The organism is Bacteroides sp. PHL 2737 (assembly GCF_004115325.2).
GTDB classification, from domain to species: domain Bacteria; phylum Bacteroidota; class Bacteroidia; order Bacteroidales; family Bacteroidaceae; genus Bacteroides; species Bacteroides hominis.
The window spans coordinates 1,203,356-1,216,331 of sequence record NZ_CP040630.1; the positions used below are offsets into that span (position 1 = coordinate 1,203,356).

9 protein-coding genes are annotated in these 12,976 nt (G+C 43.0%); 2 read left to right on the forward strand and 7 right to left on the reverse strand.

Annotation, left to right across the window (positions count from 1 at the left end):
* Nucleotide 1: 1 nt before the first annotated feature.
* Nucleotides 2-1,162, reverse strand: a complete 1,161-nt coding sequence (locus DBK98_RS05145; RefSeq protein ID WP_005812297.1) for an efflux RND transporter periplasmic adaptor subunit — start codon at nt 1,160-1,162, stop codon at nt 2-4.
* A gap of 340 nt (nt 1,163-1,502) precedes the next feature.
* On the reverse strand, nt 1,503-4,610 hold the full coding sequence (locus DBK98_RS05150) for a glycoside hydrolase family 2 TIM barrel-domain containing protein (RefSeq protein ID WP_005812290.1): 3,108 nt from the start codon (nt 4,608-4,610) through the stop codon (nt 1,503-1,505).
* 105 nt (nt 4,611-4,715) lie between these two features.
* Between DBK98_RS05150 and DBK98_RS05155 the strand changes: the two genes are divergently transcribed.
* Both DBK98_RS05155 and DBK98_RS05160 read left to right on the forward strand, forming a co-directional pair.
* Nucleotides 4,716-6,638 (forward strand): Ig-like domain-containing protein, encoded by a 1,923-nt coding sequence (locus DBK98_RS05155; protein WP_050503204.1) that lies wholly within the window; start codon nt 4,716-4,718, stop codon nt 6,636-6,638.
* A complete protein-coding gene (locus DBK98_RS05160; protein WP_032530739.1) occupies nt 6,574-7,455 on the forward strand; it encodes a DUF3108 domain-containing protein in 882 nt (293 codons plus the stop codon). The genes DBK98_RS05155 and DBK98_RS05160 overlap by 65 nt, the downstream gene beginning before the upstream one ends.
* Here the strand turns inward: DBK98_RS05160 and DBK98_RS05165 are convergent.
* From DBK98_RS05165 to DBK98_RS05185, 5 genes are all read right to left on the reverse strand, one after another.
* Nucleotides 7,445-7,849, reverse strand: a complete 405-nt coding sequence (locus DBK98_RS05165) for a PaaI family thioesterase (protein WP_005779558.1) — start codon at nt 7,847-7,849, stop codon at nt 7,445-7,447. The genes DBK98_RS05160 and DBK98_RS05165 overlap by 11 nt on opposite strands.
* A gap of 110 nt (nt 7,850-7,959) precedes the next feature.
* Entirely contained in the window at nt 7,960-9,435 is a 1,476-nt protein-coding gene (gene cysS, locus DBK98_RS05170) for a cysteine--tRNA ligase (protein ID WP_005812284.1), read from the reverse strand.
* Nucleotides 9,436-9,989: 554 nt separating this feature from the next.
* Nucleotides 9,990-10,826, reverse strand: a complete 837-nt coding sequence (locus tag DBK98_RS05175; protein WP_005812283.1) for a Cof-type HAD-IIB family hydrolase — start codon at nt 10,824-10,826, stop codon at nt 9,990-9,992.
* 63 nt (nt 10,827-10,889) lie between these two features.
* On the reverse strand, nt 10,890-11,567 hold the full coding sequence (locus DBK98_RS05180) for a response regulator transcription factor (RefSeq protein WP_005812282.1): 678 nt from the start codon (nt 11,565-11,567) through the stop codon (nt 10,890-10,892).
* Nucleotides 11,568-11,576: 9 nt separating this feature from the next.
* Nucleotides 11,577-12,929 carry a sensor histidine kinase KdpD gene (locus DBK98_RS05185; RefSeq protein ID WP_005812280.1) on the reverse strand — a complete coding sequence of 451 codons (1,353 nt, stop codon included), beginning with the start codon at nt 12,927-12,929 and terminating at the stop codon, nt 11,577-11,579.
* Nucleotides 12,930-12,976 lie beyond the last annotated feature (47 nt).

Below are 12,976 nucleotides of genomic sequence, written 5' to 3' on the forward strand. Positions count from 1 at the left end.
TTTATTTTCCTTGTTTTTTCTCTTCAAGTGCTTGTTGGAAGTTGGCTTTAGCCTGTTCCGGAGTAACTGGTTTGATTGCCTGTCCGTCTTTCAGGGTGCTGGCATTATCCAAGACCACTTTTTCACCAGCTTTCAAGCCGGAAGTCACTACGTAATCGTGTCCGTTATCCACATTGAAAACATTTATTTCAGTCATCTTTACAGTATTGTCCGGCTGCAATACGAAAGCAAATTTCTTGTCTTGTATTTCCGTTGTAGCTTTTTGCGGAATAACAATTGCATTTTCCAGATGATAGGGTACGATCAGGTTGGCCATACCACCGCTTCTCAGCAAATGTTCTTTGTTAGGGAAAGTGGCCCGAATACTTACTGCTCCGGTATTTTGGTTGATGACACCACTAATGGTGGACATTTTACCTTTATCGGCGTAGGTGGTTCCGTCCGATAGTTCAAGCCCTACCTCCGGATAAGACTCTACAGCTGAAATCTGAGAACCGTCTTTACGTACCAGTGCCAATAGATCTTTTTCAGTCAGTGAAGAGTAGACATACATTTCGTTAATGTCCGAAACGATGGTCAGCGGAGTTTGGATAGAAGGGCTGACAAGGCTTCCCAGACGATAAGGAATTGTGTTGACAATACCATCTGAAGGGCTTTTTACATTGGTGAAGGTTAAATTTTGTTCTGCACTTATCAGTTGTGCCTGTGCGGAAGCCAGTTGTGCTTTGGCAGATGCCAGAGAGTTTTCTGCCATCGCCAGGTCGTAATCACTGATAATATTCTTTTTATTCAATTCACGTTTGTTGTTCACTGTGATTTCTTGTGTGTTCACTCCGGCTTTTGCAGTAGCTACAGCTGCTTTGGCCGAACGGACAGCGGCTTCATATTGTACCGGGTCGATGATGAACAATATCTGTCCTTTGCGTACCATAGAACCTTCGTCTACGCAAACTTTTGTGATGAATCCCGATACTTGCGGACGGATTTCTACGTCTTGTTTACCTTTGATAGTGGCCGGATAGGAACTCTTCAGATTTACTGTAGTGGGTTGCAGCACCTGCACTGCGCATTCCGGGGTTCCCCCGCTCAGGTCAAATCCCTTTTTGCCGCAACTCGACAGGAGGGCTAAACAAAATGCAAATAAAACAATTTTACTTTTCATACCTTCTTTATATTCAATTTATAATGATGTCCATTTTGTGGTAATGTGATTTATCGTGCTAACTCTTCAATGATAAGGGAGAGAAAACCGAATGTACTTAATCAGTTTTCTGCGCAAAAGTACTCTTTTTTCCATCTTGATGTTCTTTGAATAGCTGTTTTTTAACTATGTTTTTCTCTAATTAATATAGGTGTTGCGTAAAAAGCTGTCAAAAGGTATCTGTCATTCTCGTTGGAAAGACTGCATAAGTGGAGCGGGAGAAGGTATATATAAAAACAGTGATCCGGAACACTCCGGATCACTGTTTGATTGTTGCTTTGAGGAGCTTCTTTTTAATTCCTTACATGTTGACTTTATGACGTACAGGTGTCAGGATGAAACTGAATTCATAATCCTGATAAGGTACGCGGTACTTTTCAAGCGGAAGTGTTCCCCAACTGTTGACACATCCTAATCCCATCTGCACCTTGTCAATGCACAGATTGGTGAAAGGAGCTTTCGGCACTTCAGGAGAGTGACGTTGGTCTTTCTGTGCTCCGTCATCCAAAGATTCGATGCTGTAGTTCAGGGCAGAAGCAGAGAAAGGAGTATCGCCTACGAACTGCAAGCCGTTTCCGCTGACGTTCAATACTCTCCACCAACGTAAATCGGTCTTGGTTCCGGTTTCCTGCGGTCGGATATATGGATAGAATTGTTCGGCAACTGTCTGGCGATATTTGCCAAGCATGGTAGAGTGATTACGGTCGGCGTAATTTTCTATCGGACCGCGGCCATAATATTCTACTTCATTAAAGTTCTCGGGCATTTGCATTTGCATGCCAAAGCGGAACATATCAGAAACTTTCTCTTCTTTGCCGGCTTCCATCTTTTGAGTTACTTTGATGGCGCCTTCATTGTTGATGACGTAAGTCAGGAACAATTTACCCTTTACGGCTTTCATGTCATATTCTGCCTGAATAACCGCCTGCTCGTTTTCAATATTCTGTTTCAGAGAAGTTAACTTCAGTCCCGGATTTTTCCATACGGCATACCGGTGCTGCAATCCTGCCCCATAGTCGTTGTCGGTAGGAGCACGCCAGAAGTTGGGAGTCAGTTGGGCTCCCTGATTCAATAACTGTATGCCGTCTGCTTCGTAGCGAGAAAGATAGCCATTGTGTTTATTGAATTCAATAATGAAGTTTTCACCTTCTACAATCAGGTAGTTATGATCGTTATCTTTGATAACCGGTACATGAACGGCAATGTTAGATGCCTTCCGGTTCTTTAATTCCGGAGTTTGGGCTTTGTACGGACGGATGGTCAACTGGTCATATGCCACTGTACTTCCTGCCGGCATCAATGTTTCGGCGGATTTCAGTTTGTAAGCTACGTTGAGTAGCAGTTCTTTGCATGGGCAGATATTTTCCGTATTCAGATTCAGTTTAAGGGTAGCTGTTTGTTGTGGAGCCACGTTCAGGTCCTGAATCACTCCGGCTTGCATTACTTCGCCGTCTGCCAGTAATTGCCACTCCATATAGTATGCAGACAAGTCGCGGAAGAAGTTTTCATTATATACTTTTATTTCTCCTTTGGCAAGGTCTGCGGGAGTGGTCCAGATGGACTGATAGAAATATCCTACTTCATGGGCATGCGGATTCGGACGGCGGTCGGGACTGATCAAACCGTTATTATTAAAGTTATTGTCCGAAGCGTCATATTTATTGAAATCGCCGCCGTATCCGTAAATATCTACACCGTCTTTATTCTTCCAGTGGTTGGCTTGGTCAACAAAGTCCCAGATGAATCCGCCCTGGTATTTCGGATATTTACGTATCAGATCCCAATATTCTTTGAAACCACCCTGTGAGTTACCCATGGCGTGGGCATATTCGCACTGAATCAGGGGTTTGTCTATGTTGCCTTCACAATATTTCTTGCAGGCATCATAATCGTAATACATCGGGCAGAAAATGTCTGTGAACTGATTGGTGCCTGCCTGTTCGTATTGTACGGCACGCGTTTTGTCTTCATTCTTGATCCATGTGTAGCATTGTTCGAAGTTCGGACCGTATCCGGCTTCGTTCCCTAAAGACCAGAAGATGATGGAAGGATGGTTATACCCTCTTTGTACGTTGCGTTGGTTACGTTCCAGATGTGCTTTTTTATAAGATGGATTTTTGGCAAGTGTCTCTTTGCCATATCCCATTCCGTGTGATTCTACATTGGCTTCCGCCACTACGTAAATGCCGTATTGGTCACAAAGGTCGTACCACAGATTGTCGTCCGGATAGTGACAGGTACGCACGGCATTGATGTTCAGCTGTTTCATTCGTAAGATGTCTTGCAGCATGCGCTCACGTGAAACAACATATCCGCCGTCCGGATCTATTTCATGACGGTCGGCGCCTTTGAAAAGCACCGGCTGACCGTTTACCAGGATTTGTCCGCCTTTCAGTTCTATTTTGCGGAAACCTATTTTGACCGGGATCACTTCCAAGGTGGTATTGTTACCACTTTTCAATGTTGCAGTCAATGTGTATAAATTGGGTGTTTCTGCGGTCCATTTTGCGGGATTGTCTACGTTCATGCCAACAGACTTTTTACCGTTTCCGCTAACTTGGGCTGTGGCTACGTTTTTCCCTGTCGGGTCTGCCAGATTCAGTTCTACCGTTCCGCTTCCGTTTAGGTTGAGTGCTATATCCAGTGTACCGTTTGTATAATTGGCGTCCAAATCAGGCGTTACACGAATGTCCTGAATATATTTCTTATTGCGGCTGTATAGGTAGCAGTCACGTCCTACTCCGGAGTAGCGGAAAAAGTCCTGATCCTCCAGATATGTTCCATCACACCAGCGGAATACTTGGAAAGCGATCAGGTTTTTACCGGGTTTCAGGTAATTGGTCAGGTTAAATTCGGCTTCCAGCTTACTGTCCTCGCTATAGCCTACATATTTACCGTTGACCCATAAATACATATTTGAGGTTACCGAGCCGAAGTGAGCGAATATCTCTTTTCCTGACCATTCGGCAGGGATGATGATCTCTTTCCGGTATGAACCTACATGATTGTTTTCTATGGGTACAAAAGGCGGATTGTTTTTGTATTGGTTTCTCCAGGCATAACCTACATTCACATAAATAGGATCACCGTAACCGTTCATTTCCCATACACCGGGAACTTTCATTTGTCCCCATCCTTTGTCGTTATAGTCAGTCCGGTAGAAGTCGGTCGGACGTGCATCGGCATCTTTCACCCAGTTGAAGTTCCAGATTCCGTTCAGGGTTAAAAAGTTACTTGAGTTTTCTTTGTCAGCTTTCGCTGCTTCTTCACTTGAAGAGTAAGCAAAGTAATTGGTGTGCATCGGTGCACGGTTTACCGCATTAATTTCGGGGTTTTTCCATTCGTCATGTTGAGCCATGGTTGCGAGGCTACATATCGCCAGGCAGCAAGTCAGCAGTTGTCTTTTCATGGGGTTAATCTTATTAGGTTTGTAAATTGTTGGTCAAAGATACGTTTTTTGTCTTGTCAAGCAGACTCTTTTTGAATAAATTAGTGTAAAGTATAGCATTAATTAATGGATAAGGTTTATTTTTGCAGCATGTTAAAAGACAGTATACATAGAAAAAAACGATTCATCCGTAGTCTGTTGGGCGTCGCTATTTTGATGGCTACTCTTTATTCCTGTGCCAGTATGGGGCGTCCGGATGGAGGACCTTTTGATGAAACGCCACCCCGCTTCATCGGCAGTGTGCCGGCAGCAGGAGCTGTAAATAATAAAAAGTCAAAGATTGTTCTTGATTTCGATGAGTTCATTAAGCTCGAGAAGGCTAATGAAAAGGTAGTGGTTTCGCCCCCCCAGTTGCAACAACCCGAAATAAAACCCGGAGGAAAGCGGATCACCGTAAATCTTCTCGACTCTTTAAAACCCAATACAACTTATACTATCGATTTCTCCGATGCCATTGTTGATAACAATGAAGGTAACCCGCTTGGTAACTTTGCGTTTACGTTCTCTACGGGAGCTTCCATTGATACGATGGAGGTGTCGGGCACATTACTTGAGGCTTCCGATCTGGAGCCTATAAAAGGTATGTTAGTGGGGCTTCATTCCAACCTGAATGACTCGGCTTTTACCAAATTACCTTTTGATCGTGTGGCTCGCACCGATAGTCGTGGGCATTTTACGATTCGTGGAGTTGCACCGGGTAAATATCGTATTTTCGGTTTGATGGATGCCGATCAGAACTTTTTCTATAATCAGAAAGCCGAAGCTGTAGCTTTCAATGATTCATTGATTATTCCCCGCTTTGAAGAGAGAATACGTCAGGATACCACATGGGTCGACTCACTGACTATCGATACTATTGTTGAACAGAAGTATACTTATTACCTGCCCGATAATATTGTGCTCCGTTCGTTCAAAACACCTTCTGTTTCACAATATCTGGTTAAGAGTGAACGCCTTACTCCCCAAAAGTTTTCTTTGTATTTTTCGGCTCCGGCGGACTCTTTACCTGTACTGAAAGGACTGAACTTCGATGAAAAGGACGCTTTTATTGTAGAAAAAACATTCCGTAACGATACTATCCATTATTGGATACGCGACTCGTTGCTCTATAAGCAGGATACGCTTACGTTGAGTTTGAACTATTTGTACACAGATACGTTAAATCAGTTGGTCCCACGTACAGATACGCTGAGGTTGGCTGCGAAGAAAGTGAAGAAAGAAGAACCTAAAAAGAAAAAGAAGAAAGACGATGAGCCCGAACCTACCAAGTTTTTGTCGGTAAATACTCACGCGCCTTCATCTATGGACGTATTCGATTATATTACCCTGACTTTCGAAGAACCGGTCGCGCGCTTTGACAGTGCCGCTATCCATCTTCGACAGAAGGTAGATACGATATGGACGGATGTTTCTTTTGAGTTCGAACATGATTCACTGGATGTGCGCCGCTATAATCTCTATTATGACTGGGAACCCGGGGGAGAGTATGAGTTTGCCGTTGACTCTACAGCTTTTCATGGTATTTATGGTTTGTTTACCAATAAAATAAAACAAGCTTTCAAGGTTCGCCAGATCGAAGAATATGGTAACGTGTTCCTCAATATAACCGGAGCAGATTCTATTGCTTTTGTCGAACTGTTGGATAATCAGGATAAAGTGCTTCGACGGCGTCCGGTGGTTGACGGGAGGGCGGAGTTCTATTATCTGAATCCCGGCAAATATGGAGCCCGGTTGATTAATGACACCAACGGTAACGGAGTATGGGATCCCGGTGACTACGAAAAGGGTATACAGCCGGAGATGGTATACTACTATCCGCATATCATTGAATTTAAAGCGAACTGGGATGCCACTCAGGACTGGAATGTGACGGCTGTGTCTCTGGATAAGCAAAAGCCGGACGAACTTAAAAAACAGAAACCAGATGAAGACAAGAAGAAAAAGACCCGAGATAGTCAAAATGCTAACCGTAACCGCCGTAACAATTAGGCGGAAAGAGTTGGTATGTCTTATTATTGCTCTGCTTTTTGCTTTCCCATTGTCGGGTAACGCACAATGTGAAGCGAAAAACGATGCGTTTAAATCCGGTGAGCACGTCATGTACGAACTCTATTTCAACTGGAAATTCATCTGGAAGAAAGTAGGCTTGGCCAGTCTGACCACCAATTCCACAACGTATCATTCCGAACCTGCCTATCGGGTCAATCTGCTGGCCATCAGCAGTAAGGAAGCCGATTTCTTTTTTAAGATGCGGGACACCTTAACGAGTGTCATGACGGAGAAACTCGAGCCACGTTATTTCAGGAAAGGTGCCGAAGAAGGAAAACGTTATACCGTTGATGAAGCCCGTTTTTCTTTCCGGAACGGGATGTGCTACGTCAACCAGAAACGGGTGCGTAAAGATGGGAGTGTCACAGAGACAGAGCAAAGCGATACCCGGTGTATTTATGATATGTTGAGTATTCTGGCGCAGGCCCGTTCGTTCGATCCGAAAGATTACACCGTCGGCCAACGTATTCAGTTTCCGATGGCGACAGGGCGTAAGGTAGAGGAGCAGACCCTCATTTACAGGGGTATCAAGAAGATTACTGCCGAAAACGATACGACCTATCGCTGTCTGATATTCTCACTGGTAGAGTACAATAAAAAGGGAAAGGAGAAAGAGGTTATAACGTTTTATGTAACAGACGACCGGAATCATCTTCCGGTACGGTTGGATATGCACCTTAACTTTGGTTCGGCCAAAGCATTCCTGCGGAGTGTCAGCGGTTACCGTCATCCCCAGACCTCTATCATTACAAAGTAAACGGAACTTCGTCTTTTTTTCGGAATACGCTTGACTCAAAGGTGGCTATCAGCCTGCCTTCCTGATCGGTTACATCTATCTGATAGTAACCCGTACTGCGTCCTGTATAGCGTTCTCGTGCTTCGGCATAAAGCGTGTCGCCCGGTCCGCTGGCCCGTAAGAAGGTGATGTTGGAAGAAAGGGAGAAGGCCAGTGTGCCGTGTGAATTGGCTGCCGCTGCCAGTGCCAGGTCAGCCAAAGTAAAGATGGCACCTCCCTGTGTCCGTTGTCCTGCATTCAGATGTTCGGGCTTGATTTCCAGTTTTGCTTTACTGTATCCTTCCCTTATTTCAATCAACTCTACACCTGCGTTGGTGGCAAAAAGGTCATTTTTAAAGAATTCTTGTGCTGTCATTTTAATATCTGTTCCGATTTATTACAAAAGGACGCGGAGTATACAGAAAAAGTTATCAGTCCTGTTCCCTCCGCGTCCTTTGTGGTGCTTTTAAATAATTTTCTGAGATTTTATTTATTCAGTTTCCACTCAAATCCGTCCTTAGTATCTTTAATTTCGAATCCCAGTGCAGTCAGTTCGTTGCGGATCAGGTCACTCGTAGCCCAGTCTTTGTTAGCTTTTGCTTTCACCCGCTGTTCCAGCAGCATATCGACCACTTTCCCATAAGCGGCTTCACGTCCGTCCGACGAGCCGATTTCTTCTTTCAGGCCCAGGATATCGAAGCAGAATGTATGGAATACTTCTTTCAGTTCTTTCAGGTCATCGGCAGAGATGGTATTGTTTCCGGCAATGATATTATTGATCATCTTGGCTCCGTCAAAGAGATGTGAAATCACAATCGGAGTGTTCAAGTCATCATTCATCGCTTCAAAGCATTTCGTGCGCAAGCTTTTTACGTCGACGTTCGAAGTAGCTGCAGGAGTGATTTTCTCCAAACCATCCACTGCTTCCATCAGTCGGCTCAGTCCTTTTTCTGCTGCCTGTAATGCTTCGTTGCTGAAATCCACCGGACTGCGGTAGTGTGCCTGCAAGATAAAGAATCGTATGGTCATCGGGCTGTAAGCCTGAGTCAGCAATTTGTGTGAGCCGCTGAAGAATTCATCCAGCGTGATGAAGTTTCCGAGACTCTTGCCCATCTTGGTGCCGTTGATGGTGATCATGTTGTTGTGCATCCAGTAGTGAACCATATCGTCACCCTGTGAAGCTACCGACTGTGCGATTTCGCATTCGTGGTGCGGGAAGATAAGGTCCATGCCTCCTCCGTGAATGTCGAAGTGTTCGCCCAGATACTTACGTCCCATGGCTGTACACTCGGCATGCCAGCCGGGGAAACCGTCACCCCATGGCGAAGGCCAGCGCATGATGTGTTCCGGTTGTGCCCGTTTCCAAAGGGCAAAGTCGGCAGGATTATGTTTTTCTTCCTGTCCGTCCAGTTCGCGGGTTGTATTCAGTACATCGTCCAGATTGCGTCCCGAGAGTTTACCATAGTGGTAGTCTTTATTGTATTTGGCTACATCGAAGTATACCGAACCCTGGCTTTCGTATGCATAGCCGGCATCCAGAATCTTTTTTACCAATTCGATCTGCTCGATGATATGTCCCGAGGCATGTGGTTCAATGCTGGGGGGAAGTACGTTCAGTGCCTCCATGGCTTTATGGTACCGGTTCAGGTAGTATTGCACTACTTCCATGGGTTCCAGTTGTTCCAAACGGGCTTTCTTGGCAATTTTATCTTCCCCTTCGTCTGCGTCATGTTCCAGGTGGCCTACGTCGGTGATATTACGCACGTATCGCACTTTATAACCTAACCGGGTGAGATAACGGAAGAGTACGTCGAACGTGATGGCCGGACGGGCATGTCCCAGATGTGCATCGCCATATACCGTCGGTCCGCAGACATACATGCCCACATGTGGAGCGTGCAAAGGCACAAACAGCTCTTTTTTTCTATCTAAAGTGTTGTAAATCGTCAGTTGATGTTCCATAACGTTTGAGATTTATTCTGTTTTAAACCACAAAGTTAGAATAAATAATTTGAATTGGGACGTGTTCTGCCGGATTATTCTCTGTAAGTATATGTGTCTGATGTAAGATCGGGCCACTCATACGAAAAATGCATTCCGATCTTCCATCTTCCACCTTTTTCTGTTTACTTATCTAATTATCAACGAAATGAATGGGTGGAAGATAGCGTTTTCAAGCCGTTTATCTTCCACCTTTATCTTCCATCTTCCACCCACTGTTTTTGATGGATAAGGTATTGATCTGTAATTGTATATAGCGTATTATCTATCTGTTTATGCCGTTTAAAGCATTTCCTTTTCCTTAGTATCTTTAGTGAAAATGGTCCGGACTTTATCTCGTCCCGCATGCCCGGGCCCATAAGCCCGCATACCTGTGCCCATGAGCCCGCATACCCGGGCCCACCGGCCCGGGTATGCGGGCTGAGATAAGTTTAGTATGATGAATGATAATATACTTATATATAACGCGTTAATATCATGGAGAAATCAACTTGCTTTCTTCTTAATTTCTGTGTTTAAACTGTTGTCTCCCCCTTCTCGGATGCTTTTGTAAAGAACTTGTTTACGACCGCAGCTACACCGTCCTCCTCGTTGCTAAGGGTAATGTAGTCGGCGGCTTTCTTTACCGGTTCCTGTGCATTGCCCATGGCTACACCCAATCCGGCAAATTGAATCATTGAAAGATCGTTGTAGCCGTCGCCTACAGCCACCATCTCTTCCCGGTTCATGTTCAGCTTGTTAAGTAAGACAGATAAAGATTGTGCCTTGTCTATTCCCTGTGGCACCAGTTCGAGGAAGAAGGGCTCCGAGCGGTAAACACTCAGTTGACCTTGCAGTTCTACCGAAAGTTCGGCTTCAATGGGAATCAGACGATGTGGATCGCCTACAATCAAGCACTTAGGAAGCGGTAGACGGATATCTTTCAGAAAATCCTTGGAAGGATATATCTGCATTTTATTGAGGAAAGCCTCTTTCCGGACATACACGTCATCGGGATATTCAGTGATGATATATTGCCGGTCGTAAGTCAGGATAGGGAGTTGGTTGCGTGTGGCGCATTTGTATAGCCGAGGTATCACTTCGTCCGGCAATACATTGGCATAAACGATCTCTCCGGTACTCCAGTCGATAATTTCTCCGCCGTTATAGGAGAGGATAAATCCGCCGAACTCCTTCATGCGCAGTTCGTCGGCCAAGGGTGCAATACCAAAGGTGGGACGTCCCGATGCAAGTATCAGTTTCACACCCTGTTGCTGTACACGTATCAGTGTTTCTCGGTTGCGTGGAGTTATCTCTTTTTTAGCGTTGGTCAGTGTTCCGTCCAAGTCGAGTACGAGGAGTTTGTATTTCATCAGTCACTTTTGTTTGGGTTTTGAGGGTGCAAAGGTAGTGGTTTTTCTGAGATGAATATTGAATTAACTTAGATTTACTGAGAGCTTATAACCATTTCTGGGTATAGTTACGAGTTCTATGGTAGGGTCAATAGACAGGTATTTGCGTAGTTTTGATATTAAATTATTTATTCCTTGTTCATTTCCATTTGCTTTCCCCCATAGTTCTTCTTCTATTTGCCGACGTTCAACAAGTTGTTCTTTATAAGCAACCAAAAGTTTAAGTAGTTTGTATTCTGCTTCGCTCAGTTGTTTAATAACTTTCAATTCTTTAGTGCATAGCAATTGGGTGTCTGTGTCTAATAAAAGAGAACCTATCTTTATTTGATATGGATGTGAAATTGCATATCTCTTGATATATGCAATTAATTCATCAATTTCAAAAGGTTTTTTCAGATAAGCTACTGCACCTGCACTTAGTGCTTGGACTATCAATTGGCTATTTGTGTGTGAAGATATAAATAATATAGGAGTATTAGGGGCTATTGCCTTCAATTCCGGTACAGCCTCAATGCCATTTTTATTTCCGATTTCTACGTCGAGTACGATCATGTCTGGATGTGTTTCAACGATACAAGCCTTTGCTCCGTTTAGTGAAGTTTGATAAAGGACTTCATAACCTTCTTCCTGCAGAATCATGGTATATATATGTCCAAGTGCGATATCGTCATCAATAAAAAAAATTTTGAGTTTTTCTTCCATCTTTTTATCTTATTTTGAAATATAAAAAGTAAACGTACTTCCTTCATTTTCTCGACTTCTTAACCGTATTTTTCCACCGTGTGCTTGAATTATATATTTAACGTATGATAATCCTATGCCATATCCTTTCTGGATTTGCGATGTTTCTCGGGGAACCTGATAGTACTGACTAAATATCTTCTTTTGGTATTTAGGAGCGATTCCCCAGCCATTGTCTTTTACTTCTATTTGTATGCCTTGACTAATTTCAACTATTTTTATTTGTATTTTCACTCCATCATTAGAGTACTTCAGAGCATTTTCTATTAGGTTCTTTATGGCATTCTCTATGTAGAGTTGATCAGCTAAACACTCTATGTTTGATGACTCGTTCACTATTTCAATACTATGTGGTTTTGAACTTAAGTCTATACAGATATTGCCGATGGCTGTTTTAATTACTTCTTCTATGTTTATTTTTGTCCTTTGTAAAATGATGTGCTGTGTTGTACCTCTGGCACAGATTAATATGGACTCAATTTGTGTTGTTAAGTGTTTGGCTCGTTTGATAACTTCGTTCATTAGTTGTTTCTTTTTGTGGTCTGATTCATTTTTTGTGAGCCAACAAGTTAGAGTTATAAGTGCATTTAATGGTGATTTTAGATCGTGGACTATTCCATTTACACTTACTTCGCGATTTTTTAATATTTCGTTCTTTTTGCGAATGACGGTTAGCTGAAAAATAAGGCATCCTAATACTATAGCGACAATCAATATGGATGCTATTAGAGAATAGAGCATTTGAGATAAGATCGTGTCATTGGGAAGTCCTGATTCTATTTGTATGTAGAGGAGTCCTTTGGTGCCAATTGGCTTTTGGTTTATAATGATTTGAAAATGGGATTGTAGATGAGCGTTTCCAACAGAATCTATTATTTGTTTTTCTTTATTACGTAGAGTAATATAGTGATTAATGTTTAGGTCGTAGAGTTCATCTTGAAAAAGACTATCAATGATTGATAGAATCGGAGGTTTTTGAATCGCTAGTAATCCATCTTGCTTAATTTGTGTAAGGAGTTCAGAGACGTTTCGTGCTACTCCATTTTGTTCTAAATGCACTAAATCAATGGTGTCTCCTTTATATCCGGCTCGTTCTTCTTCGGACATATATTCAACAGATTTTATAAAGATTGTAGAGTGCTTTGATTGTTCTATATGCATGGAACGAAGGCCTACTTCCTTTTCGATGGCGTTAAGAAATGCTTTATTTATTTTTTCCGTATATTGATTCTCATATTTCTGATACATACTGTTTATCCAGAAAACTTGAAGAAGGATTAAGGCTATAGAAGCTAAGATGGTAAGCAGTAGTTCTTTTTTCATGATTTTTTTTGTTTGAAGTGTGACAAAGATATAAATAGATATTTAAT

Bases quoted from the DNA above. Each gene is read 5' to 3' on its own strand.
- DBK98_RS05145 (WP_005812297.1), bottom strand. From the start codon at position 1,162: ATGAAAAGTAAAATTGTTTTATTTGCATTTTGTTTAGCCCTCCTGTCG.
- DBK98_RS05150 (WP_005812290.1), bottom strand. From the start codon at position 4,610: ATGAAAAGACAACTGCTGACTTGCTGCCTGGCGATATGTAGCCTCGCA.
- DBK98_RS05155 (WP_050503204.1), top strand. From the start codon at position 4,716: ATGGATAAGGTTTATTTTTGCAGCATGTTAAAAGACAGTATACATAGA.
- DBK98_RS05160 (WP_032530739.1), top strand. From the start codon at position 6,574: ATGAAGACAAGAAGAAAAAGACCCGAGATAGTCAAAATGCTAACCGTA.
- DBK98_RS05165 (WP_005779558.1), bottom strand. From the start codon at position 7,849: ATGACAGCACAAGAATTCTTTAAAAATGACCTTTTTGCCACCAACGCA.
- cysS (WP_005812284.1), bottom strand. From the start codon at position 9,435: ATGGAACATCAACTGACGATTTACAACACTTTAGATAGAAAAAAAGAG.
- DBK98_RS05175 (WP_005812283.1), bottom strand. From the start codon at position 10,826: ATGAAATACAAACTCCTCGTACTCGACTTGGACGGAACACTGACCAAC.
- DBK98_RS05180 (WP_005812282.1), bottom strand. From the start codon at position 11,567: ATGGAAGAAAAACTCAAAATTTTTTTTATTGATGACGATATCGCACTT.
- DBK98_RS05185 (WP_005812280.1), bottom strand. From the start codon at position 12,929: ATGAAAAAAGAACTACTGCTTACCATCTTAGCTTCTATAGCCTTAATC.